Source organism: Bacteroides zhangwenhongii (assembly GCF_009193325.2).
In the GTDB taxonomy this organism is placed as follows: Bacteria; Bacteroidota; Bacteroidia; order Bacteroidales; family Bacteroidaceae; genus Bacteroides; species Bacteroides zhangwenhongii.
Genome location: NZ_CP059856.1, coordinates 2,299,453 through 2,323,430, shown reverse-complemented (window position 1 = coordinate 2,323,430; position 23,978 = coordinate 2,299,453). Strand labels below are relative to the sequence as shown.

Genomic DNA, 23,978 nt, shown 5'->3' with positions numbered 1-23,978 from the left:
TTCGTTGTACTTTAAAAGTTAAGACTGAGATTGAAGGTTACCGATTTTTGTACAGGTGTAGAATAAAGATTGCTCATCGATTCCGGATCCATGTAGTTTTTGTAGCTGGAACCGAAAACGAATAAGTTACGACCTTCTACGGCGACAGTTGTTCCGTTAATTCCAAATTTCCGTAACCATTCTTGTGGTAAAGTGTATGCTAATCGTACATTTTGCAATCGTACATAACTAAGCCGTTTCACCCACATATCAAGATTCTTGTAGACTGCTATTTCATTCTGGAAGAAACTATAGTCAGCCGCATAATTGTGTCTTCCTAATAGAGCAGGAAAGCTCCCGTTATGGTTTTCTGGAGTCCAACGGTTGAGTATATCTTGGTTAGTATTGTGTCCCGGATCTAAGTCTGTAATATTGTATGACGGGCTGGTACGTACGTGTGCTCCTATGTTATAGGCGAAGTTTAAACTAAACTCCCAGTTATGATAATTTAAAGTATTGATGAATCCACCTGTGTAAGGTGCATCGCTTGTTCCTGCATATTCATATAAGTTCCGTTGTAAATCAGCGTCTTTGTTATATGTGTAAAGCCCAAAGCCGGAATCATCTTTGGCATCGAATAACTTTTCAACGCTGATAGCTTCGTCACTTCCTTTAGGATAGATGAAGATACGTCCGGTTTCCGGATCTACTTTGCTTTTTATAGCAAAGATTGCTCCTACCGGATATCCTTCTCGTCCGGGTGTCTTGGAATTGGAAGGAGTTAGTTCCTTTAAAACTTTATTACTGTTATAGGCAAAATTGAATGTTGTATACCAGGAAAAATGCGGGGTGGTTATGTTACGCGTTTGCAGATTAATTTCCACTCCTTGGTTTTTCATACTTGCCCAGTTGATAGTCATACTGTTGAATCCATTCTCCAATGGTAGGTTTTTAACACCGATAAGATCGGTCCCTTTTCTATGGTAGTAGTCTATACTTAGGTTAATGGCTGATTGAAGAACAGAAAAATCAATTCCTACATTGTAAGACGCTGTTTTTTCCCATCGTAATTTGTCATTGGGAGCACTTGATATGCTAATGCTGGTTTCTGTATTTTCAGGAAGAAGTGTCTGTTCACCATATTTACCGATAAGAAATGGAGATGTGTTTTTATCGATGTTTCCCTGCAAACCGTAAGAAAGGCGTAATGCCAGGTTATCTATCCAGCTTGTAGCCGGTTTAAGGAAAGGTTCGTTGGAAAGCCGCCATAAGCCACTCGCGGAGTAGATCGGAAGAAATCTGTATTTTTTATCTACTCCAAATAGGTCGGAACCATCCATACGGACACTTGCTCCCAAAGTGTAACGTCCCATAAGGGTATATGAACCGTTAGCGTAGAATGAGGCAAAAGCATTTTCCGTATAAATCTTTGTATGCAGGGGATATTTCTTGGCGTCATCATCATCTCGAATTGTGATTGGTTTGGTAGTGAGTGTTTTAGGATTATATCCGTATGCATTGGAAGTCAAAGATTCATACCAGTTTTTGCGTATTTCAGAACCAGCCATTATTTGTACTTCATGTATATCGGCAAAGCTCTGATTCCATTCTCCCTGTAATTTCCATGTGATTTGTGATGTCGTGGAATTGGATACCTTATGTCTGCCTCCTTCGGGAATACGGTATTTTTTGCCACCGTCATATTTACTATCTTCACGTATGTCACGCATGGTAAATGTGTTTTCACCGGTATACTCTTCCAATTCGACCTGATCCCATTGAAGACCGACTTGAGAAGTCAGTTTCCATTGGTCGTTGATGCGCAAATCTGTATTGAAAATGGCATTGATAGCTGTTGTTACGGTTTCTTTATCAGTGTTGTCTCTCTCTTCAAATATGTTGAATCCTCTTTTGGGATCGGATACCTCTTTATTGGAGATGTCATAATCATAAACATAATTGCCTTGAGCATCGTAAGGGTTGAGGTAGGGATTAGCTGTTCGTGAATAATAGATAGGGTTTGCGTAACCATATTTATCCGCTACGAAATCTGTATTCTTTCGACGGTTGGCAAAAAGTGACACGCCTAATTTTAACATACGGTTTACCTGATATGAGGTTTTACTTGTCAGGTTAAAACGGCTCATGCTTACTCCCGGTACATTACCGTTTTCTTTGGAATAACCAAGAGAGTTGTAGTAAGTCACTTTTTCTCCTCCACCGGATATACTGAAATTGTACTCTTGCGTAAACGCGTCTTTAAAAAGTATATCATTCCAGTCTGTATTAATTGTTTTCAATTGATTGATTGCAGCTTGCGCTTCGGGAGTTAAGCCGTCCCATCCATCTTTTCTGTATGCATCCGTTAGGTCATATTTCTTTAAGATAGAAGCGACAGCACCTTTCGCATAGAAAGAAGGATATGTATCTCCCCATACTTCGTATGTGTCTTTCATCAATTCCAACTCCAAATTGATTTTCTGCTCTGAATTCAGCAGATTTAGGCGCGAAGTATTTAAATTGGGAGTGTAAGTCAATCTTGTATTGAAGTTGATAACCGGTTTACCCATTCGTCCCCTTTTGGTAGTAACAACAATTACACCATTTGCCGCACGTGCGCCATAAATCGCTGTTGCGGCGGCGTCTTTCAAGATTGTGATACTTTCAATGTCATTGGGGCTGATTCCGGCGATGGTAGATTGCTTCATATTTACAATATCATTATCCGTATCACTGTCTAAGTCCGGAATATCCGTCCCTTCCAATGGAATTCCGTCCAACACCCACAGTGGGTCTTGCGTTCCGTTTAGCGACGCTGTACCACGAATACGGATACGTGCAGGGGCACCCGGAGCACCGGAGGTTGTCGTAACGGATACACCGGCTATTTGTCCGGCTAATGCCTGGTCGATACTTTTTGCGGCACCTACCATTGCATCTGTAACATCTATTTTGGCAATGGAGGCGGTCAGTTTGCGGCGTTCCAACTCTTGATAACCGGTTACTACTACGTCCCCTAATGTATGTGATGAGGCTTGAAGTACAATACGGTAATTTTCTTTTCCGGACTGTAATGGTACACTTTGTTCTTCAAAACCGATGTAGCTACAATGAATCCGAGTTACTTTTTCCGGGACAGACAAGGAAAACTTTCCGTCTATATCTGTAATCGTACCTAGAGATGTTTGTGATACTCCGGCTTTTTTCAGTTCATCGGCTGATACGTAAACTGAGGCGCCGATGAGTGGCTCATTATCTTCACCGGAGATCACGACTCCGGTGATAGTGCGATTCGCGGCATTGGCAAAAAACAATGCGTTGGCGAAAAGGCATATCAAAATACAAAGATGTCTTTTTCTCATTAATTGTAAATGTTTAGTGATTGATTTGTTTTATTTGACTCCTAGAGCTGTGTTAATTCGTAAAATCATATCTTCATAATGGTAGCGTGTAGCCGTATCGGAAGTTCCGAGACGATTCTGCAACAGCTTCTTGATACGTAACAACTCACCGCGCTTTACTGAGATTGCATCTGAGATGCGGTTAAGTTGGCTACCGTAGAAGTTGAGCACACGTGGAGCTCCCATGCGGTCTTCTTGGCGAAGTGCCCGTTGTTCAGCTGTATAACAGCTACAGAACGGAGTGGCATGGTCAAGCAAAAAGTGCTCATCGGCAATCTTTTTGTTGATTTTTACTGCTTCGGGTTCTGCTGCGGCTGTCAGCAATGCATCAAGGAAATTCTTTTGTAAAGAACGTTCCATGACATTGGGGACACCTCCCCGTTCGGTAACTCCAAAAATATTTTTATGAAGTCCATCCATCAGTTCTACTACCGTAAAGGCCTTTTTCCCATTGACGGATTCATTTTCAATCATACGCATCAAGCGATTGTTGCCCAGTAAATCCCAAAGAATGTAAGCCTGTGCATTTTTGAGAATCTGAGTAGGAGCGTTCTCCTGTTTTCCCACCGGAGTATTACGCAGGAGATAGGTGTACTGTCCTACTTCCGTGTCAAACAACCATTTAGGATAGGTCAATACCTCATTCAACAGGAACTTAAGTGCGGCCTGTTGCTTCTCTTTTTCTACGAATGTATAGGTCTTGACGCCATCTCCCACAGTTGTATTTTCGATATAAATACCACCAATGTTGGCGAGTACATGATATAAGTAGTTGTTCCACTGATTGATGACAGCATAATAGAGGCGTGACGCTTCTTCATAAGTCTGTCCCTTTTCTCCGGTTGTAGTCCATTGGAGAATCTGTGGCACAATACGTTTCAGGTTCTCAATACCCAGTAGGGAGGAACGAACCGGGTCGTCACCTAAATCTTCATTTTGTGCGCGCGGATCTACTGCGTCACGAACATCTTGTGCTTCGCTATATTTATAGAGGCGGTCGGTGTGTTTGCTCAAAAAGTCAAATAAGAGAGCTTTTTCTTCTTCCGGAGTATTTTTCCCATACCAACGGTAACCGTATTCGATAGCGAACATATCGTATGGACCGATGTGCGGAGAAAGAACTTTCACACCGTCTCCCGGTTGGGCGATATAGTTGAAGCGTGCATAATCCATAATGGATGAAGCAGTAGAATTCATTCTGGAAGTGAATGTTTCGGAACGCAATGAATCCGTCGGGAAAGCCCACGATCCCATCATGTTATGGCGTAACCCCAATGAGTGTCCTACTTCGTGGCAGGCAACGAACCGGATGGCGTCTCCCATCAAGTCATCGGGCAGTTGTACTTTGCGCGCTTCGGGGCAAACGGTTCCGGTCTGTACCGTAATCCATTCACGTACCATAGAAAGCACGTTGTGCCACCACATGATATCCGCTTCCAGAATCTCTCCGGAACGAGGGTCCAGAAGAGAAGGTCCCATTGCGTTTTTCTTTTCCGAAGCAGCGTATGTCAGCACGGAGTAATTGACATCATCCATGTCTACGTGCATACTGTCCGTTATTTCTTTGGCGATAATCGCATTTTTGAAACCGGCTTTCTCAAAAGCGACCTGCCAATCTTCGATTCCTTTTTTGATGTACGAACGCCATTGGTAGGGAGTTGAGTTATCAATATAAAATACGATTGGTTTGGCAGGCTCCACAATCTGTCCTTTTAGGTAGGCTTCACGGTCTTCCGGTTTCGGCTCCATGCGCCAACGGGTAATGTATTGTGTCTTGCCCGTTCCTTGTTGGGCGTCGCTGAAGTTCAATAAAGGGTTGGTGAAGTATCCGACTTTCTGATTATCAAAACGTCCCATCATCGGCGTTTCGGGTAATAAAAGAATGGAAGAACTGACTTCCACTGTCACATACACTGTTGTAGTTCCTTCTGTCACTCTGGTTGTCAGCTCGGAAGTTGCCACGACATTGTTTGAGAAAGATTTGATAGACAGGATACGTGATAAATTCTTGATAGCCGATGTGCCCAGGTTGATATTGGTAAACACATTATTGATACTGGTTTCCGTGCCGTCATAAATATCATTCACTTTGATCACCAATGCAGTAGAATCGGCATTGACAGCTTCGATTTTGAATGCGGCAATCAATGGAGAAATAAAATTATCTTGTACCGAACGGAAAATGGCGTCAGTGCGGGGCGCAAGAGGTAACGGGCGTTGTTGGCGGAACATCAGTTTGCCACTTGCTTTGTCCCATTCCATGCAAACCATCTGATTCTCATAGTTTACTCCACGATTTACACCTGCCTCATTCAATTCGGCGGGAACCCGTTGCAGTTTATTGACAACCAATAAGTCGCGTCCTAAAAGTGCGGTAGGAATTTCAAAATAGAAATCATTTTTCTTTTGATGTACAGCAAACATTCCTTTTGTCGTTTTGCTGCCTTCCACTAGTTTCTCGTAGTCACTTTTACTCTTTTCTTCTCTCTCTTCTGGTTTTTTCTTTTTCTTCTTAAACCAACTCAGATTTTCTGTAGCGGGGGTAATTGCAAATGCCGAAAGGGCTTCTCCACTCAGCAATATACATGCAATGACCGCTGCCATTACTCTTACATACATTCTCATTGAGTTCTTTATATTTAATTATAATTAAAAAACGGACACAAAAATACGAATATAATGGATTTAAGACAATAATGAATCTAATAATAAAAGAATTATTAACTAGTCTCTTATTGCATCATTCTTCCCGGATATTTCGTAATTTAGTTGGAATAGTGTACATTTGCCGGAAGTAAAAAAGAGAATGGAATGATAAAACAATATATCACTGCTTTGATGTTGGCTTGCTGCATCGGAGGTTATGGGCAGGAAAAAAAGCAAGCGACTTTTGTACCCCCTTTTGATTTTCCTCTTACATTGAGCGGAAATTTCGGTGAAATTCGTTCCAACCACTTTCATGGCGGGTTGGATTTTAAAACAGGAGGTGTGATCGGCAAACCGGTTTGTGCCCTTGCCGATGGTTATATCTCGCGTATTCGGGTGACTAACGGTTCGGGGTATGTGCTTGATGTCTGCTATCATAATGGATATTCTACTATTAACCGGCATTTGAGTGGTTTTATTTCTCCCATTGCCGAAAGGGTGGAGGAACTTCAATATGAGAATGAGAGCTGGGAGGTTGAGATTATTCCCGAACCGGATGAATATCCGGTAAAAAGCGGACAGCAGATAGCTTGGAGCGGGAATACCGGATATTCTTTCGGTCCGCATCTTCATTTGGATATGTTTGAAACGGAATCGGGAGATTATATAGATCCTATGCCTTTCTTTAAATCAAAAATAAAGGATACACATGCTCCGAAAGCTGATGGCATTATGTTTTTCCCGCAGCCCGGTGAGGGAGTGGTAGACGGAAAACAAGAGATAAAAACGATACTCCCGAATAGCGAACGTCCGGTGGAGGCGTGGGGTGTGATAGGTACGGGCATTAAGGCATATGATTACATGGATGGCGTAAACAACCATTACGGAGTATATTCCGTTATTCTTACGGTGGATGGTAATGAGGTGTTCCGTAGTACAGTAGACCGTTTCTCTCAAGAGGAAAACCGGCTGATCAATTCGTGGACGTACGGGCAATATATGAAATCTTTTATCGATCCGGGAAATACGTTGCGTTTGCTGAAAGCCTCAAATGAAAATCGCGGTCTGGTCACGATTGACGAAGAGAGGGATTATCAATTTCTGTATACTTTGAAAGACGCTTTTGGAAATACTTCAAAATATAGCTTTGTCGTGCGTGGGCGAAAGCAGCCGATTGAACCTTTCAATTATCGGGAAAAGTATTTCTTTACTTGGGATAAAATCAATTATCTGCAAGAACCGGGATTGAGCCTGGTGGTTCCGAAAGGAATGTTATATAAGGATACTCCGCTCAATTATCAGGTAAAAGCCGATAGTGGGGCAGTGGCATTCACCTATCAGATTAATGATAAATCCATTCCGCTTCATGCGGGTTGTGAACTCCGTATCGGACTACGTAGGAAAACGGTTGCCGATACGACCAAGTATTATGTGGCACGGGTTACTCCGAAAGGAAGTAAGTACAGTGTAGGAGGAAAATACGAAGACGGATACATGAAGACGTCTATTCGTGAACTGGGGACTTATACTGTCGCTGTTGATACGGTTCCACCGGAAATTATCCCTGTCAATAAGAATCAGTGGGGAAGGAATGGAAAGATAGTCTATCGGTTGAAAGATAAAGGAAGTGGCATTGCTTCTTATCGGGGAACGATTGACGGAAAATATGCACTTTTCGGACGGCCTAATATTGTAAAGTCTTATTGGGAATGCAAACTTGATCCGAAGCGTGTGAAGAAAGGGAGAAAACATACTGTTGAATTTACGGTTGTCGATCATTGCGGGAATACGAGTATTGCCCGTGAAAGTTTTGTCTGGTAATTATAAAAAATGAATGATATATTATGAAGAGAAGTATTATTTTGTGTTTTGCCGTATGGATGACGGCTGTGGCGAATACTTTCGCCTGTACTAATTTGATTGTCGGAAAGAATGCGTCCGCTGATGGTTCGACCATTGTTTCCTATTCAGCCGACTCGTATGGCTTATTCGGAGAACTTTATCATTATCCGGCAGCTACGTATCCGAAAGGAACCATGTTGAAAGTGTACGAATGGGACACCGGTAAATATCTGGGAGAAATCGAGCAGGCTCGTCAGACTTACAATGTGGTTGGCAATATGAATGAATATCAGGTCACTATTGGGGAAACTACTTTCGGCGGTCGTCCCGAGTTGACGGATTCTACGGGTATTATTGATTATGGAAGTTTGATTTATATTGGATTGCAACGTTCGCGTACTGCTCGCGAAGCTATAAAAATTATGACTGATCTGGTACAGGAATATGGATATTATAGTGGGGGGGAGTCTTTTACCATTGCCGATCCGAACGAAGTATGGATTATGGAGATGATTGGTAAAGGTCCCGGCATTCGCGGAGCGGTTTGGGTCGCTGTCCGTGTGCCGGACGATTGTATCTCGGCTCATGCTAATCAAGCGCGCATTCATCAGTTTGATATGAATGATAAGGAAAACTGTATGTACTCTCCGGATGTCGTTTCTTTTGCCCGTGAGAAGGGATATTTTAATGGAGTAAACAAGGATTTTAGTTTTTCATTGGCTTATGCCCCTCTTGATTTTGGTGCACGCCGCTTTTGTGAAGCTCGTGTATGGAGTTATTTCAACAAATTCACTGATAGAGGAAATGAATATCTTCCTTATATCGAAGGAAAAACCGATACTCCGATGCCGCTTTTCGTTAAGCCGAAGCAGAAATTATCCGTGCAGGATGTGAAAAATATGATGCGCGATCATTACGAAGGTACTCCGCTTGATATCTCCAATGATTTTGGAGCCGGTCCTTATAAAACACCCTATCGCCTTTCTCCTCTGAACTTTAAAGTCGATGATAAGGAATATTTCAATGAACGTCCTATCTCTACTCAACAGAGCGGTTTTGTATTTGTTGCACAGATGCGTGCTCATATGCCGGATCCGGTAGGGGGAGTACTTTGGTTTGGTGTGGATGATGCGAATATGACTGTATTTACTCCTGTTTATTGTTGCGCTACTAAGGTGCCGGTATGTTACACACGTGTGGATGGTGCCGACTACATTACGTTCTCATGGAATTCCGCTTTCTGGATTTTTAATTGGGTGTCCAATATGGTTTATCCGCGTTATGATCTGATGATTGGGGATGTGCGGGAAACACAGAAAGAGATGGAAAGCACATTCAACACAGCACAGGCTGGTATTGAAGAAATGGCAGTCAAACTATTGGAAAAGGATAAGGATGCAGCAATCAATTTCCTGACAAATTATACTAACATGACCGCTCAAAGTACTTTTGATACTTGGAAGCAATTGGGTACGTTCCTGATTGTAAAGTACAACGATGGGGTAGTGAAGCGTATGAAAGACGGACAGTTTGAACGTAATTCTATCGGACAACCTGCAGGAGTGCTTCGTCCCGGATACCCGAAAGAGTTTTTGCAGGAGTATGTGAAACAAACTGGTGACAGATATTTAGTGAAATAGTTATTTAATGGATAATCGATAATTATCCATTAAATAACTAGGAATTGTAAACTTATTATTTTACATTTGTGTGCTCAAGAAAATAGCAATGAATAATTCATTAACCAATAAATAACAATCGAAATGGAAAATCAGGAACTAATTAAACAGGTCACTGAGAAAGCCGAAAAATGGCTGACCCCAGCTTATGATGCTGAAACTCAGGCTGAAGTGAAACGTATGTTGGAAAACGATGATAAAACCGAACTAATTGAAGCTTTCTATAAGGATTTGGAATTTGGTACAGGCGGTTTGCGCGGTATCATGGGGGTAGGTAGCAACCGTATGAACATTTATACAGTAGGTGCTGCCACTCAAGGACTTTCCAACTATCTGAAGGAGAACTTCAAAGATCTGCCACAGATTTCTGTAGTAGTAGGTCACGACTGTCGTAACAACAGCCGTTTGTTTGCTGAGACTTCTGCTAATATTTTCTCTGCCAATGGCATTAAAGTATATTTGTTTGATGATATGCGTCCGACTCCGGAAATGTCTTTTGCTATCCGTCACCTCGGTTGCCAGAGTGGTATCATTCTGACTGCTTCTCACAATCCGAAAGAATACAACGGTTATAAGGCATATTGGGATGATGGTGCACAAGTTTTGGCTCCGCATGATAAGGGTATCATTGATGAAGTGAATGCCATTGCTTCTGCTGCTGACATTAAATTCCAGGGAAATCCTGATTTGATTCAGATTATCGGTGAAGATATTGATAAGGTTTATCTGGATATGGTGAAAACCGTTTCTATTGATCCGGACGCTATCGCCCGTCACAAAGATATGAAAATTGTCTATACTCCGATTCACGGTACAGGTATGATGTTGATTCCGCGTGCATTGAAGATGTGGGGATTCGAAAACGTATTTACTGTTCCCGAACAGATGATTAAAGACGGTAACTTCCCGACTGTTATATCTCCAAATCCGGAAAACGCGGAAGCTCTTTCTATGGCTGTAAACTTGGCTAAAGAAATTGATGCTGACCTCGTAATGGCTTCCGATCCGGATGCTGACCGTGTGGGTATCGCTTGTAAGGATGACAAGGGCGAATGGGTACTGATTAACGGTAACCAGACTTGTATGATGTACCTTTATTATATTCTGACTCAATACAAACAACTGGGTAAGATTAAAGGTAATGAGTTCTGCGTGAAGACAATCGTTACTACCGAGCTTATCAAGAAAATCGCTGATAAGAATAACATCGAAATGCTTGACTGCTACACCGGATTTAAATGGATTGCCCGTGAAATCCGTCTGCGTGAAGGTAAACAGAAATATATCGGTGGTGGTGAAGAAAGCTACGGATTCCTTGCTGAAGATTTTGTTCGTGATAAAGATGCTGTATCTGCTTGCTGTCTGATTGCTGAAGTTGCTGCATGGGCAAAAGATAATGGCAAATCTTTGTATCAGTTGTTGCTCGATATCTACGTAGAATATGGATTCTCTAAAGAGTTTACTGTAAACGTAGTGAAACCGGGTAAGAGCGGTGCTGAAGAAATCAAAGCGATGATGGAAAACTTCCGCGCTAATCCTCCGAAAGAATTGGGTGGTTCTAAAGTGATCTTGAACAAAGATTATAAGACTCTGAAACAGACAGACGATAAAGGGATCGTAACTGTAATTGATATGCCGGAACCATCTAACGTTCTTCAATATTTCACAGAAGACGGTAGTAAAGTCTCTGTTCGTCCTTCAGGTACAGAACCGAAGATTAAGTTCTATATGGAAGTTCAGGGTGAAATGGGATGCCGCAACTGTTATGCTTCTGCCGAGTCTGCCGCCATGGAAAAGATTGAAGCAGTGAAGAAATCATTGGGTATCTGATTTTGTCTCTTCTGAAATTTCAGATATAGATCATAAAAAGATAAATAATAAAATAGCGCCTCCATCATCTTTTGAAGATTGTGGAGGCGCTTCTTTTTCTCTGTACATAGCTCTGATTCTGCCTATTTTCGGGTATTTTCCCTCACTTGGTACAGTTCTTTCATTTCCTTTGCATTCTTTAAGTCCACTTGCAAATCCTTCTTGCGAGAATCTTGTTGTATTGGCATCATCTCAATTTCAACAGGCAGGCTGCGGATATACACATGTGTTGTTGATGCTTTAGAGTGATACGTTCAGTTTCATATTCATAAGTTGTTCGTTTGTAGTTGTGCATATTTCGTAGCCTGCTTTTCTTCCTGTTATTTCTTGGTTCCTATCCAAGTCCATTTATGCCATATTGTTTCCAATGGTCCTTGTTTATGTTTAGACAGCCACCATTTGCAGAACTTAACCTGTAACAGGAAAAGAACGATACTTATTCTCCTGCGGGAAAGAAAGCGGCATTAAGAGTGGCAAATCCTCTAAGAGCATCTACTACTTCAATTCGGGGTGTTTTTGTTGATAATTTCATGGGGTTGATTTATGATTATTAGTTTGCCACATGTTCATTTGGATGCTCAATCCACCAATCGATCATCTTTCGTGCAAGACTAAGTTTCCTGGGAAGTTCAGGCAAATGATCCCTTGTGTAAAAGTCTCCCGAACTCAACTCTTCATCTTGGAGTGTGATTTCCCCTCCGGCATAATCTGCTATAAAGCCGACCATCAGACCGCTGGGATAAGGCCAGGGCTGGTTGCCAAAATAAGTGATATTCTTCACATCCAGTCCGGTTTCTTCTTTCACTTCACGGGCTACACATTCTTCTAATGTTTCTCCGGTTTCCAGAAACCCGGCAACGAGACTGTTGAATGTTCCTTTAAAATTGCGGGCATGCACTAAGAGCAGTGAGTCTTTTTTTCTCACTAATACAAGAATCGCTGTGGATATGGAAGGATATGCCTCCTGACCGCATTTGGGGCAACGTTTCATGATAGACTCTTTCTGTTCCATCGGCGTGCCACAGGCGGAACAGAATCGGCTGTTTCTATCCCAATGCAGAATCTCATGCGCTTTTCCTGCTGTCTGATAATGAGATAAAGGAAGATAATCATAAGAGGTACGAAGTCCTGTCATTGTCCATTGCTCTGATTCTTCAAAGGGAGAGGAGAGGGAGAAAGCTTTGCAGTTTCTCCCTTCCAGTGTTGTGATATTGTGTACTGTTGTTTTTTCTTTAATAATGATAGGAGAACTTTCTCCACATGGGACGGCATATTTACCATCCCCTTTTTTCTCAAGAAGCAGTTGATCTTTATAAAAGATAAACCACCATGATTGTACAGTCTGATCCATTTTGTTCCAATTCTTTTCTTCGCGCTGCGAAGTTATAAAAAACTAGGTTGATATTTAGACTTACCGGATAAAATATCAATAGACTAGCTTAATAAAATACGTTGCTCGATACCGATTTCCTGAATAAAATAATCGTCGTGTGAGATTGCAATTACAGTACCCGTATAGTTTTTGATGGTAGCAGTGATGATTTCAATGCTCTGTATATCCAGATTGTTGGTCGGTTCATCCAGAATAAACATATCGGGAGTATTGTTGCTAATCATCAGGCAGCAGAAAGCAAGGCGCATTTTTTCACCACCGCTAAGTTTCCGGCAGGATTTATCCCATTCGGAAGCGGGGAATAAATAACGGTTTAGAATAATCTTTATTTCATGCTCCGGCAGGTTCCGGTTATTGAAAGCGTAAGTCTGTTCCAGGATACTGTTCCGGTCGTCGATGATAGAATATTCCTGATTCAGATAGACATAGGTGAATTCCATTCGTGTCAGGTTTCCTTCTTGTGGCTGAAGCTGTCCGGTGATTAGCTTCAAAAGAGTTGTTTTCCCACTGCCGTTGACCCCTTCTATACGGAGGCGGTCCCCACTCTTTAGTTGGAAGCTGATGGGTGTTTGCCAAAGTTGCAGTTTGAAGTCACCATTATCCTGAATATCATTACTGTCTGAATTGGGATGATAACCGAAGTTAATTTCTTTTGCTGTCACCAATATCTTTCCGGTGTGGAGCGAGGAACTATTAAAATCGGTTTTTAGTATAGCGGTCGGGGAGAGCGAACTTCGAAGTTGGTTACGTTCGCCTGTTAACTTCTCGGCTTTCTCCTGATGGGTGCTGTTAAGTTTACTGGTACTTTTTTCCGATTTTCCTTGAAGCGCATTGAGCACAATACGAGGAACTCCCTTTTTTATATTATTCTTTTCTCCGCGCACATTTTGTTTGTCCCTGCGTTCGGCCGTTTCGCGTGCCACTTTGCGGGCAATGCGCAGTGCTTTCTCTTTTTCTTCGATACGTTGCTGCAATGCTTCCTGCATCAGCGTTTTTTGTTCTTTGTAGAATTCATAATTTCCTCCATAGTAATTGATTTGATGCTTTTCCAGCTCGCATATTTCGGGGAGAAGATTAAGCAGAGTGCGGTCATGACTAACCACTAACAGCGTGGAGCGACATTTCTCTACCCAGTCATATAAACGTTGTCTGCCGGAAGAATCAAGATGATTGGTCGGTTCATCCATAAGTATGACGGATGGGTGATGGATGTCCATCCCTGCCAGAAATACACGGGTCTTTTCACCGCCGCTAAGCAAATTCATCGGGTAGGATAGAGTAAACTGTCCTAGCCCCCATAAATCGAGAGCGGCAATGGAACGTTCTTCAATATTCCAGTCATCATCCAGAACGACGAAGTTTTCGTTTGAGGCATCTCCTGACAGGATAGCATGTAGGGCTTGTTGCTTACGTTCTATCCGGAGTGCCTGGGCGATAGTCAATGAATCATATTGCCCGAAATGTTGCGGGATATAATACAGGTTGTCCGGACAGACAATGACACCGGAAGAGGGTGAAAGTTGTCCGGCAATAATTTGCAGCAAAGTAGATTTGCCGCAGCCATTGTTACCGACTAATCCCAGTTTCTGCCCCTTACTGATGGCGAAATTGAGATCACTGAATAATACTTCTTTATCCGGATGGATATAGCTGATTTGTTGAATACTTATAGACATGATGATCTATTGGGTTTGAGGTTGATAATAGAGTGAAAGAAAATCACAGGATAGGGGAACGACAAACACAATACTGGCTAAACAACACGGATTTCGTGATGCTTAACAAAATAGAAAAAGCATATAAGAAAAGTGATGTTTACTTAGAAGTGTTGTCTTACTTACTAATTCTCATTGCGGTAGGTATATAGTTTAACTTGGTTGCAAAGATAACACTTTTTGTTAGATTTCACTCTATGGAGATGGAAAACTGTTTTTTGATTTAAATCATTCTCACCTTAGTGAGAACAATACTCATTACGGTGAGGATGATTGAAAATTTCTATATGTCAAATAATTGGTTTAATCCTTCACTCATGCTGGGGTGAGTAAAGATGAAATCGCGCAGGAAAGTGGCATTCTGCCCTGTCTTTATTGCCATAGCTACAATATTTATAATTTCCGAAGCGTCAGCGCAAAATAAGGTACATCCCATAATTTTTCCATTATGATTGTTGATGATTGCTTTCAGCATACCGTCCGTCTGTTGCAATGTACGTGAACGGACAACGGAAGTTGCCGGAAGCCGGGATACTTTGAACGAATAACCTCTTTTCAGTGCTTCTTCTTCGGTAATGCCGATATGCGCCAAAGGCGGATCAATAAATACAGCATATTGAACAGGATCCCTATCGCCGATATCACGCTTTTTATCTCCGAAGAGTTGATCGCGTATAATCCGAAAATCATCTAGTGAAAGATAAGTAAATTGCGGTCCGCCTTTTACGTCTCCCATTGCCCATACGTGAGGAACGGTGGTGCGCAACTGATCGTTTACAACAATTACTCCGTGTGCATCTACTTTTACACCTGCTGCTTGTAAATTCAATCCTTCGATCATCGGTTTCCGCCCTGTTGCGATAAGAATTGCATCTCCGTCTACAAAGTAAGGAGTGCCGTCAGATACATCCAAATAAGTCAGTGTCACTCCGTCACTCGTATCATGAATAGACTGTGCGCGTGTATTCAGATGAATCTCAATGCCTTTTTTCTCCATTACATCTTTGACATTGTTAGCGATATCTTGATCGTTGCGAGGCATAAAACGGTTGCCTCCTTCAAGAATCGTCACTTTACTGCCAAATCCGGCAAACATCGAAGCGAACTCCAAACCGATATATCCGCCGCCGACAATAATTAAATGTTTTGGCAGGACGTTCATATCCAAAAGTGTGGAGCTGGTGTACACATGTTTACTTTGTTGAATCCCGTCGATTGCCGGAATAATCGGAGTGGAACCGGTATTGATGAAAATCTCCTTTCCTTGCAGTTCAATATCTCCGTCGGGAAGCGCTACTTTTATAGTGTTAGGCGATACAAAGGAAGCTGTCCCTGTATAAATAGTCACATTCGGACGCTTGCTTAGATTCTCGTAATTAGTTTCCCGAAGAAAAGAGGTTAGCCTGTTCTTACGGGCAATAGCCTGCTTATACATATTAGTCTGCTTCAGAAAATCCCCATGGTATAGCAGTGAAGACATCTCTGCTTCATGTATCAATGTCTTTGTCGGGATACAGGCTATGTTAGGGCAAGAACCTCCGTACATCATGTTGGAGCGTTCTACGATGGCAACTTGCCATCCTCGATTGGAAAGTTCGGCAGCCAGGACTTTTCCTGCCTTGCCGAATCCTATAATAATTGCATCATACTGTTTCATAACTTCTTTGATTAACGATTTGTATTAGGCTATATAACACAGGGTAAAGCCTATTTGTTTCGTTATCTCAAGAAGTCGGAACTCCTTACGGCAGTCAGATTAGTCTTTTTTAATTATTTTGAGTACGCGTTGTGACGAGTCGGATAATAATACTACAGCACCAGCCAGGATCACAATGTCTTTAATCACAAGCCGCCCTGCACCGGAGAGTAATGGAAAGCCGAATTCTCCACTACCCAGATTAGGAACCCATACTTCGGGAGTCGTGACGAGAAAGGATAGTGTGCCGAGTGTCATGATAATGGCTAATGTGTCGCCTATCAGTCCTACTTTCGGAAAAAAGATTCCTAGAAATACTAGAATACCGATACTCATGATGAGCGCTCCTAATCCGTAGGAGAAAGTATATGTATTGTTTGCTTCGTGCCATGCACGATTCTCCGGTACGAAAGCACCTTCCGGATTTTTGTATTCTTTGTATTCGGATGCGTCTTTAGCATAGAAGAAACTCATGAAAGGACTGTTGGCAACGAACGGAACAATCCCGTCGGCTTCATAGTGAAAATACTTCAATCCGCCAATCCATACGAATACTACTAAGATAGCTACGCGGATAAATTTGATACCGAAATTCTTCAGACCGGATGTGAAGGTTAGTAGAGTGATAAATTTCTCTTTCATCTTGTTGGGGTTTTTATTGGTTTAACTTACACCGCAAAGATCGTGCTTTTCCAATACCTTTCCAATGGCAATACTTCCGTATCCCTTATCAATTTTTCCCTTCTTGTGTATTTCTAAATTGTACGGCACTCTGTCCGGTTATATTTTTAAAGAAACGGCTGAAAGAAGCCTGATCCTCAAAACCTAGAATATCAGCAATCTCCTTTGCACTTTTGTTGCTGTAAAGCAGGAGGCGTTTGGCCTCCGCTTCTACTCTCTCGTGAATCACGCGGAGCGGAGAGGGGAGCTTGCATGTGGAAAAGATATTCGATAGTGTTTTGGGGGATTTGTGTAACATATCGGCATAATCCTGAACCTGTTTCTTCGTACGGAAATGCTCGTCAACCAGATTGTAGTATTGGCGTACGATTTCAAAGCCGGATTCTTTTTCGCGGGTGATATTCATACGGTTGCGTGCAATGCGCGTACACTGAATGATAAACCGTTTCAGCAGGATACGCAACATTTCTTCCTGCAAACTGTCAGTTACGGTGAACTCGTTTTCCAATGCTTCGGTGATGGTATCCAATTCCTTGCGTTCTTGCTCATTCAGCATGAAGCGGATCAGATGGGACGAACCGTTGAATAGGAAACCGCTGCATGATACTTCATGGTCATTCCCATAAATACAATAGAAGTTGCTGTTGAATAGGAGGGTCAGGTATTCACCGTCGATTGATTTGAATTCGAGGTGTTGCAGATGGGTAAGTGAGATTACCTCATCCTTGACCAATACCATTTCCTGGTGGTCAATTTCTACCGTGATACTTCCGTTGCGCACCCATATAAACTTATAGAGTCCTTTTTCTCTTTGTAACGCTTTCTCTGTCAGATAAGAATCCGTGAGTGCGAGAGTACCTTTTAGTTTTGTGTGATATTGCTGTAACATACTTATTCCTCCATAGCTGATGCGTCAAATGATAGCGGTAGCAAATCACCTATATTCTTTATTTCGTAAATACATTCTTTGCCGTAGAGCAAGATACGTATCGGTTGCCCATAGCGTTTCTCCGTTTCCAGAATCACTTGTCGGCAGGCACCGCACGGAGGAATCGGTCGGTCTATAAAATCTTTTTCCGTTCTTGCTGCAATGGCAAGGGTAACGACCGGTTGGTCGGGATATTGGGAATTGGCATAGAACAGCGTGGTACGTTCCGCGCAAAGTCCCGACGGGTAGGCGGCATTCTCTTGATTTGTTCCTGTTACGACAATTCCGTTGCCGAGAAGTGCGGCGGCACCTACCGAAAAATGCGAATAAGGGGAATAACTGCGTGCTGTTGCATCTTTGGCGGTTTTAACGAGTGCCTGGTCGGCCTCATTCAGCTCATCATATTGATATACTTTAATCACTGCGGTAATTATGAGGTCTTTCATACGCGTTACGGTATTGGTTTCTACAATTAATGTTACAAAGTTAGGAAAGAGATTGATAATCCCAATTATTTTTCGGATTTTTAAAGTATACTGAAAAATAGACTATTATAATATTGGTAATCTGTGTTTGTTCTTTCTTGTATCTCTTAGAACGCTGCAAATATAGCCACAAATTATTATTTTGATATTCTTAAACTCGTGTTTTTTATTTATTGAATGAAAAAAATGTTATCTTTGTCTCGACATTTTAGATAACGTAAAGAGCGTTTAGTATATCCTTGTATCGGAAATCGCCAATTTCAAAACATCACGAGGATAGCAACTAAATGCTCACGCTCCTTATATGAAGCGTGGGCTATTGTTGTGTTTATTGTGATGTGAGCGTTTGGCGATGCTTCGATACAGATAAACTAACAAGCCTGCGCTCTTTCTTTTTTATTATTTCGATTAGGCTTGGCGAGTTATTAAAATCTTTATTATCATGAAAAAATTATTATTTGCATTTGCTGCAATGTTTTTGCTCCTTGCTGCCTGTAATGATGAGGCTAAAATTACATTAAACCCTCAAAAAGATGCGCAGACCTATTTTAAGTTTTTTAAAGTTGATGATATGGAAGGTGGACAGGCTTATTTGGAAGCTGCTATTGTAAAATATAAGCAAGCTGGTAAAGATGGGGATTTGAATACAATGCTACAGATAGCTGGCGACCTGATGGACGGTAAATAAATCATTATGGAGGACTATTTTGAAAGAGGATTTCGGGATGGCGGTAGTGAAGTTATAACTTCCAATTTGACAAAAGGGAAATTTTTATCTTTGTCACATAATGTCTTTAACAAGGTTATGCCATGTGAAAGAGATGGAAATGCTTTTAGCTTTGATACTTCCTCTCATAACAATTTTTGGACTAGAAAAATAATACATTGCTTAATTGATAATAATAAAGATAAGTTTAAGGTTTCATTTTATTATGTAGCACTACCTTCTACTGCTTGGTTCGTTATCGTTGCTATTATAGTTTTGCTGTGTATATTAGTGTGTGTGCTTTCTGTTGAAATGCCTATATATATGCAAGGAATACCAGGTGTAATTATAGCAATTATTATAATTTATATGTTTAAACGACCTGTTAAAATAGCAAGTCAAGAAGCTGCTAGTCTCTGTAATTTATTACTAAAAGAAATTGTGCAGCAAAATGAGATGCAAAAGTAATGATTGAACAATAAATCTATTGGCTTAAAAGCTCTACTGAAAGGTAGAGCTTTTTTGTTTTAATGGCAAATCTTTTGCTGTTAATTTTGGATTTTAATATTTTTCTATATACATTTGAAGATGAAGAAAAATAGCTATTTTCCTCTTTTTGCTATTAGAATAAAAAATAAGAAGGCTTCCTATTATCACTTCTTGTTCTCTAATAGTTGTCTGAATAAGAAGTAGGAGCAATCAATAAATTTAAATGATAAAAAATGAAAATAAGAGAATAAGTGTCTCTTTTAGTACTATTAACTATGATGAAAAGCCTCAACACTGGTACAAAGTAAATTATAATAAACCTATTGATGTATTAATTGATGAATTTATAGAATATATAAAATGTGGATATTGCTTTATTAATCATTTTAAGTCTGATACGGAGTTTATAACACAGAAAGATAAAAAGATTGAAAATCTACTTTCTGCAAGTTTTATTAGCATTGATGTTGATGATTTTGAAATTAATATTCATGATTTTTGGGATAAAATAGAATTGAAACCTTCATTTATTTATTCTACATTTTCTAATATATTAGATAAAAATAATAGATATAGATTAATATATGTGTTTGATGATATAATACCTGATAATTCTTTGTATAGAAAGATTGCTTTAGGGATTATGGGGTATATAAAGAAAGTATTTGAATTTGAATTAAAAGATAAAAGTTGCCTAAATTCATCTCAACAAATGGCTGGAAATAGTAAAGATAATATTATATATTATGTTAGTTATAATATTTTTAGTTTAAATGATTTTGATGAATATTTGAAATATTCCAATTCAGAATCTATAAAAAAAGAGAAGAAGGAGTACATTATAAAATCTGATTTGGAATTTGTGGATAAAGAGTTTATGACTGATTTTTGGAAATGTAGAAATAATAATGATTTTGAGAAGATTATAGCTAAATATTCAGATAGATATGTTGCTTTTAATACAACCCCACTTCCTACTGTTAATGATGATATTGCATTTATTAGGTTGCCTAGTAATTATACACAGATTAAACGTTATTGGATAAATGAAAAAGTAATATTGGATAATGGTAGGGAAACATATATTTCTAAACCATTAAAAATAAGAAAAGGAAAGAGAAGTAAAATTTTATTTAATAATGCGCTAATTAGAAAATATATGCTTTCTGATATTAGTATTGAACACTTACTTTATTGTTTAATTCATGAGGTCGTATATTATATATATAATTATGATAATGAAATAACTTGTAATGTATTATTTAAAATAGCATATAATGCTTATTTTAATACAAGATATGAGATAAAAATAGAAAGAGACAAAAGAAGATATATTGTTAACCCAGCCTATTGTTTAAAGCATGGAATCTCTAAAAATAGTGCGAAGAATATTGCAAAAAAACAGATGTTATATGAGGATTTAGGCCAATTTTATGATTTTAATTTGTCAGTTATTGATAATATATCTAATTTAAGGGAAAATGGAATATTCGTAGGAAAATCAACTTTATATAAATTTATTAAGGAGTTTAGTTTTACTGCTTAAAATTTTATATAGAATTTGTTGAGGCCACAGTTGGCCGTTTTTATTATAACGGCCAGGCCTTTTAGAGATAAAAGTTACATAGAAACGTCTTTTTTACCGAGCGTGTTTTATTTTTGGATATTATTCGGATTATGATTTCTATTATTGATTCTATTAGAGAATGTTAGCTTTGGATTTTTTTTAAATAAAATAATAATAATAGATGAAAGATACGCTTGTTTTTATAGTTTATTATCTGCTCTGTATTCAGAAAATTATTGTATTCAAATAAATCTATATTGTACATTGAATACGTTTTGTTTATGTATTCAAAATAATCTTTGAATTATTTGGCTATATTAGATGTAAATACTACATTTGCAATGTATTAAAATAAATGTTACTATATGAAGGCTATAATTTACGCTCGTGTTAGTTCAACTACAGATAGACAAAATTCTGATAGGCAAATTTCAGATTTAATGAATTATGCTAGATATGAAAATTTAGATGTTATTAAAATATTTGAAGAACGTATTTCAGGTGCAAAGAAAAATTGTGATAGACAAATATTAATGGATGCATTGGAATTTTCTTCTAAAGAAAGGATAGATATAATCCTTGTTAGTGAACTTAGTCGTTTAGGACGCAATGCTTTTGAAGTTTTAGAAACAGTAAAATTATTGGTTGATAAAAAAATAAATTTATATATTCAAAAAGAAAGATTTTTGTTATTAGATGAAAAAAATAATCCTACAATGTTTGCTCCTGTTATGCTTGCTACGTTATCAACGTGTGCGCAATTGGAGAGAGAAAATATTCAATATCGTCTAAATAGTGGTAGGAAATTGTATATTGAACGTGGTGGAGTTTTAGGAAGAAAAAAAGGAAGTTGTAAATCTACAGAACAGAAAAAAGAAGAGTATAAAGAAGTTATTAGAATGCTAAAACAACAATATTCACTTCGTAATATTGCAAAACTGACAGGCTATTCTTTATCAACAATTCAGAGAATAAAAAAGGAATTTGTATAAAAAGAGGAGATTTTATTTCTCCTCTTCTTTTTTTATTTCACTTTTATCGTAGTCCTCTATTATTTTTTTTATCTTTTTTATTATGGTATTAGAATCTTTTCCTTTCTTGTATTTTTCTAGCTCTTCTTGACTATTTTTTAATTCTTCCCACAACTTTTTAATAGGAACATCTTCTAGTTTGATTTTATTTTCCTTAATTTTAGTGTAATAAGTTTCTGTTACTCTTGCCATAATATTTTAATTTTAAATGTTTCGACAAAGATATAAAAATATATTATATAATGAGATTATTTTGTTTTATTAATTGCCTCATTATATAATTTTTGTATAGCCTCTGCTTTTTCATATAATGTTTTTTCTCGTGTATTATATATTCCTTTTATAGTTTCTATAGGGATTCCAACATTGAGTAGCTTGGATTCATATTTATAGCTCATCAATCTGTGTAATGCTTCAATATCATATATATCTTGAAATTCATAACTTTGCGCTCCTAGCATGGTTAGTACTTCTTTTGCTTCATTTATTGTATTTTGAATAAACTTTTCTTTTGCTTCATTTATTAGTTTATCAATGATTGTTGAATCAAATTCTACATTAGACGATTTTCCTTTTTCTTCTTCTATTTCTCTATCTATCCTTTTTTCAATGAAAGAAATATCTTTGTCCTTAATATATTTATTGAGACTGTTTTCCGTACTATGCCCACTCTGTCTTTGGGTATCAATTCTGCTTTTTCCTTGGGCTATAGAATGGGTTATAAAACTTCTTCTACTAGTATGTGTTCCTATTAACTCCCAACGTTCCTTCTCTGATTCTTTTATTTCATATCCTCTTTGTTCTGATATTATTTCTTTTCCCTTAATTCCTGCTTCTTTTGCTATAGACTTTATATCTCTATCGCATTTGTATATATTGATTTGAGGTAATTTATAATTGTATTTTTCGAGAATATCTATAGCTCTTTGATGCAGTATTATTTCTGCCAATTTACCTGTTTTCTTTTGTTTTAAAATACAATATTTTTTTCCTTTATATTCTTGTATTCTGTCTTTTGTTATTTGTTCAATATCACTATATCGCTGTCCTATATAGTATTGAAAAATGAATAAATCTCGTACTTTTTCTTTATCTCCTGTTAATTCGACTTCTAATATGGCTTTTATTTCGTCTTCTTTTAATACAATTTGGTTATTGTTGCCTCTTAAGTCTTTTTCAAATTCATATAGTGAAATTCGACTTTTTTTTAAATCTATGAGTTCTTCCTTTTCGGCAAGTTTTGCATATTCTATAATTTTTTTTATTTTTTGATTGCGAGTACTAACTTCATCAAGTTTACCTTGCCTATTTGTTCTTGTTTTGAGGTATTCTCTATAGTTTATCAATAAATCTAAATTTAATTTATCCCAATTGTCAAGATTAATATTGCTATTGTTAAGGTATTCTTGGAATGATTTTAGTATTCTATATTCTGTTGTTTTTGAACTTTCTTTTATAGTTTTTTCCCTTAATTTTCTGAATATCCAATGGAAGGGGGGCTCTGTTCTTTTTTTACTCATAGTAACTTTGTAAATGTATTTTTTTATAATATCGATTTTTTGATTTAACGCTGTTGTATTTTGGCAAAGGTAATCTTTTGCCTGATTAAAAGCAATAATGCATTCGTTTAATTTACTATTGACAATAGTATTGTTGTGATTGTCGAGTTCAGTTAAGCGATGGCTTATAATAGCTTTATATTGTTTATAATTCCATTGACTAGGATAAACTTTTACATTGGTGCTTATTTTAGTTTTCATACCATTGGCACTAATAACAATATAGATAATAGTTGGCCTCTCTAATTTGCTCTGTCGTAAATTAAAATACATTTTTATAGCCTCATCAAAAAAAAATTGTTGGTTCTCCAT

Annotated in this window: 17 protein-coding genes and 1 pseudogene; 7 read left to right on the top strand and 11 right to left on the bottom strand. The window is 38.6% G+C overall.

The features are described from left to right. Nucleotides 1-11: 11 nt before the first annotated feature. Both GD630_RS09410 and GD630_RS09405 read right to left on the bottom strand, forming a co-directional pair. Entirely contained in the window at nt 12-3,341 is a 3,330-nt protein-coding gene (locus GD630_RS09410) for a SusC/RagA family TonB-linked outer membrane protein (RefSeq protein WP_143866511.1), read from the bottom strand. Nucleotides 3,342-3,371: 30 nt separating this feature from the next. Beyond that, nucleotides 3,372-6,005 (bottom strand): zinc-dependent metalloprotease, encoded by a 2,634-nt coding sequence (locus GD630_RS09405; RefSeq protein WP_143866509.1) that lies wholly within the window; start codon nt 6,003-6,005, stop codon nt 3,372-3,374. A gap of 186 nt (nt 6,006-6,191) precedes the next feature. On the opposite strand from GD630_RS09405, the gene GD630_RS09400 reads away from it, so the two are divergent. The 3 genes from GD630_RS09400 to GD630_RS09390 all read left to right on the top strand — a co-directional run bounded on the left by GD630_RS09400 (nt 6,192) and on the right by GD630_RS09390 (nt 11,377). After that, nucleotides 6,192-7,847, top strand: a complete 1,656-nt coding sequence (locus GD630_RS09400) for a M23 family metallopeptidase (protein ID WP_182505745.1) — start codon at nt 6,192-6,194, stop codon at nt 7,845-7,847. 23 nt (nt 7,848-7,870) lie between these two features. Then, the gene (locus GD630_RS09395) at nt 7,871-9,508 is read left to right on the top strand and encodes a C69 family dipeptidase (RefSeq protein ID WP_143866507.1); all 1,638 of its coding nucleotides are present in this window, start codon (nt 7,871-7,873) and stop codon (nt 9,506-9,508) included. A 123-nt stretch (nt 9,509-9,631) separates the two neighbouring features. Beyond that, the gene (locus GD630_RS09390) at nt 9,632-11,377 is read left to right on the top strand and encodes a phospho-sugar mutase (RefSeq protein ID WP_143866504.1); all 1,746 of its coding nucleotides are present in this window, start codon (nt 9,632-9,634) and stop codon (nt 11,375-11,377) included. 359 nt (nt 11,378-11,736) lie between these two features. Here GD630_RS09390 and GD630_RS09385 read toward each other — a convergent pair. The 7 genes and pseudogenes from GD630_RS09385 to GD630_RS09355 all read right to left on the bottom strand — a co-directional run. Continuing rightward, nucleotides 11,737-11,856: pseudogene (locus GD630_RS09385) on the bottom strand (DUF418 domain-containing protein); the annotation flags it as partial. Between the two features lie 110 nt (nt 11,857-11,966). Further along, the gene (gene nudC, locus GD630_RS09380; RefSeq protein ID WP_262890833.1) at nt 11,967-12,803 is read right to left on the bottom strand and encodes an NAD(+) diphosphatase; all 837 of its coding nucleotides are present in this window, start codon (nt 12,801-12,803) and stop codon (nt 11,967-11,969) included. A 47-nt stretch (nt 12,804-12,850) separates the two neighbouring features. Beyond that, entirely contained in the window at nt 12,851-14,485 is a 1,635-nt protein-coding gene (locus tag GD630_RS09375; protein WP_143866500.1) for an ABC-F family ATP-binding cassette domain-containing protein, read from the bottom strand. A gap of 322 nt (nt 14,486-14,807) precedes the next feature. Next, nucleotides 14,808-16,181 carry an FAD-dependent oxidoreductase gene (locus GD630_RS09370; RefSeq protein WP_143866498.1) on the bottom strand — a complete coding sequence of 458 codons (1,374 nt, stop codon included), beginning with the start codon at nt 16,179-16,181 and terminating at the stop codon, nt 14,808-14,810. 99 nt (nt 16,182-16,280) lie between these two features. Then, nucleotides 16,281-16,862: a DUF417 family protein gene (locus tag GD630_RS09365; protein WP_143866496.1), complete on the bottom strand. Its 582-nt coding sequence runs from the start codon at nt 16,860-16,862 to the stop codon at nt 16,281-16,283. Nucleotides 16,863-16,950: 88 nt separating this feature from the next. Next, on the bottom strand, nt 16,951-17,790 hold the full coding sequence (locus GD630_RS09360) for an AraC family transcriptional regulator (protein ID WP_143866495.1): 840 nt from the start codon (nt 17,788-17,790) through the stop codon (nt 16,951-16,953). Nucleotides 17,791-17,792: 2 nt separating this feature from the next. Next, complete coding sequence (locus GD630_RS09355) at nt 17,793-18,275, bottom strand: cytidine deaminase (protein WP_143866493.1); 483 nt, start codon at nt 18,273-18,275, stop codon at nt 17,793-17,795. A 481-nt stretch (nt 18,276-18,756) separates the two neighbouring features. Here GD630_RS09355 and GD630_RS09350 point away from each other — a divergent pair, with 481 nt between their 5' ends. The 4 genes from GD630_RS09350 to GD630_RS09335 all read left to right on the top strand — a co-directional run bounded on the left by GD630_RS09350 (nt 18,757) and on the right by GD630_RS09335 (nt 22,068). Further along, a complete protein-coding gene (locus GD630_RS09350) occupies nt 18,757-19,002 on the top strand; it encodes a hypothetical protein (protein WP_143866491.1) in 246 nt (81 codons plus the stop codon). Between the two features lie 6 nt (nt 19,003-19,008). After that, entirely contained in the window at nt 19,009-19,488 is a 480-nt protein-coding gene (locus GD630_RS09345) for a hypothetical protein (RefSeq protein ID WP_143866489.1), read from the top strand. A 244-nt stretch (nt 19,489-19,732) separates the two neighbouring features. After that, the gene (locus GD630_RS09340) at nt 19,733-21,055 is read left to right on the top strand and encodes a hypothetical protein (protein WP_143866487.1); all 1,323 of its coding nucleotides are present in this window, start codon (nt 19,733-19,735) and stop codon (nt 21,053-21,055) included. 386 nt (nt 21,056-21,441) lie between these two features. Then, nucleotides 21,442-22,068 (top strand): recombinase family protein, encoded by a 627-nt coding sequence (locus GD630_RS09335; RefSeq protein WP_143866485.1) that lies wholly within the window; start codon nt 21,442-21,444, stop codon nt 22,066-22,068. Between the two features lie 12 nt (nt 22,069-22,080). Here the strand turns inward: GD630_RS09335 and GD630_RS09330 are convergent, their stop codons facing one another. Next, nucleotides 22,081-22,299 carry a hypothetical protein gene (locus GD630_RS09330; RefSeq protein ID WP_143866484.1) on the bottom strand — a complete coding sequence of 73 codons (219 nt, stop codon included), beginning with the start codon at nt 22,297-22,299 and terminating at the stop codon, nt 22,081-22,083. 56 nt (nt 22,300-22,355) lie between these two features. Beyond that, nucleotides 22,356-23,978 (bottom strand): site-specific integrase, encoded by a 1,623-nt coding sequence (locus tag GD630_RS09325; protein WP_143866482.1) that lies wholly within the window; start codon nt 23,976-23,978, stop codon nt 22,356-22,358.

Bases quoted from the DNA above. Each gene is read 5' to 3' on its own strand.
- GD630_RS09325 (WP_143866482.1), bottom strand. From the start codon at position 23,978: ATGGAGAACCAACAATTTTTTTTTGATGAGGCTATAAAAATGTATTTT.
- GD630_RS09405 (WP_143866509.1), bottom strand. From the start codon at position 6,005: ATGAGAATGTATGTAAGAGTAATGGCAGCGGTCATTGCATGTATATTG.
- GD630_RS09395 (WP_143866507.1), top strand. From the start codon at position 7,871: ATGAAGAGAAGTATTATTTTGTGTTTTGCCGTATGGATGACGGCTGTG.
- GD630_RS09335 (WP_143866485.1), top strand. From the start codon at position 21,442: ATGAAGGCTATAATTTACGCTCGTGTTAGTTCAACTACAGATAGACAA.
- GD630_RS09330 (WP_143866484.1), bottom strand. From the start codon at position 22,299: ATGGCAAGAGTAACAGAAACTTATTACACTAAAATTAAGGAAAATAAA.
- GD630_RS09340 (WP_143866487.1), top strand. From the start codon at position 19,733: ATGATAAAAAATGAAAATAAGAGAATAAGTGTCTCTTTTAGTACTATT.
- GD630_RS09400 (WP_182505745.1), top strand. From the start codon at position 6,192: ATGATAAAACAATATATCACTGCTTTGATGTTGGCTTGCTGCATCGGA.
- GD630_RS09355 (WP_143866493.1), bottom strand. From the start codon at position 18,275: ATGAAAGACCTCATAATTACCGCAGTGATTAAAGTATATCAATATGAT.
- GD630_RS09370 (WP_143866498.1), bottom strand. From the start codon at position 16,181: ATGAAACAGTATGATGCAATTATTATAGGATTCGGCAAGGCAGGAAAA.
- GD630_RS09345 (WP_143866489.1), top strand. From the start codon at position 19,009: ATGGAGGACTATTTTGAAAGAGGATTTCGGGATGGCGGTAGTGAAGTT.
- GD630_RS09350 (WP_143866491.1), top strand. From the start codon at position 18,757: ATGAAAAAATTATTATTTGCATTTGCTGCAATGTTTTTGCTCCTTGCT.
- GD630_RS09365 (WP_143866496.1), bottom strand. From the start codon at position 16,862: ATGAAAGAGAAATTTATCACTCTACTAACCTTCACATCCGGTCTGAAG.
- GD630_RS09360 (WP_143866495.1), bottom strand. From the start codon at position 17,790: ATGTTACAGCAATATCACACAAAACTAAAAGGTACTCTCGCACTCACG.
- GD630_RS09410 (WP_143866511.1), bottom strand. From the start codon at position 3,341: ATGAGAAAAAGACATCTTTGTATTTTGATATGCCTTTTCGCCAACGCA.
- GD630_RS09390 (WP_143866504.1), top strand. From the start codon at position 9,632: ATGGAAAATCAGGAACTAATTAAACAGGTCACTGAGAAAGCCGAAAAA.
- GD630_RS09375 (WP_143866500.1), bottom strand. From the start codon at position 14,485: ATGTCTATAAGTATTCAACAAATCAGCTATATCCATCCGGATAAAGAA.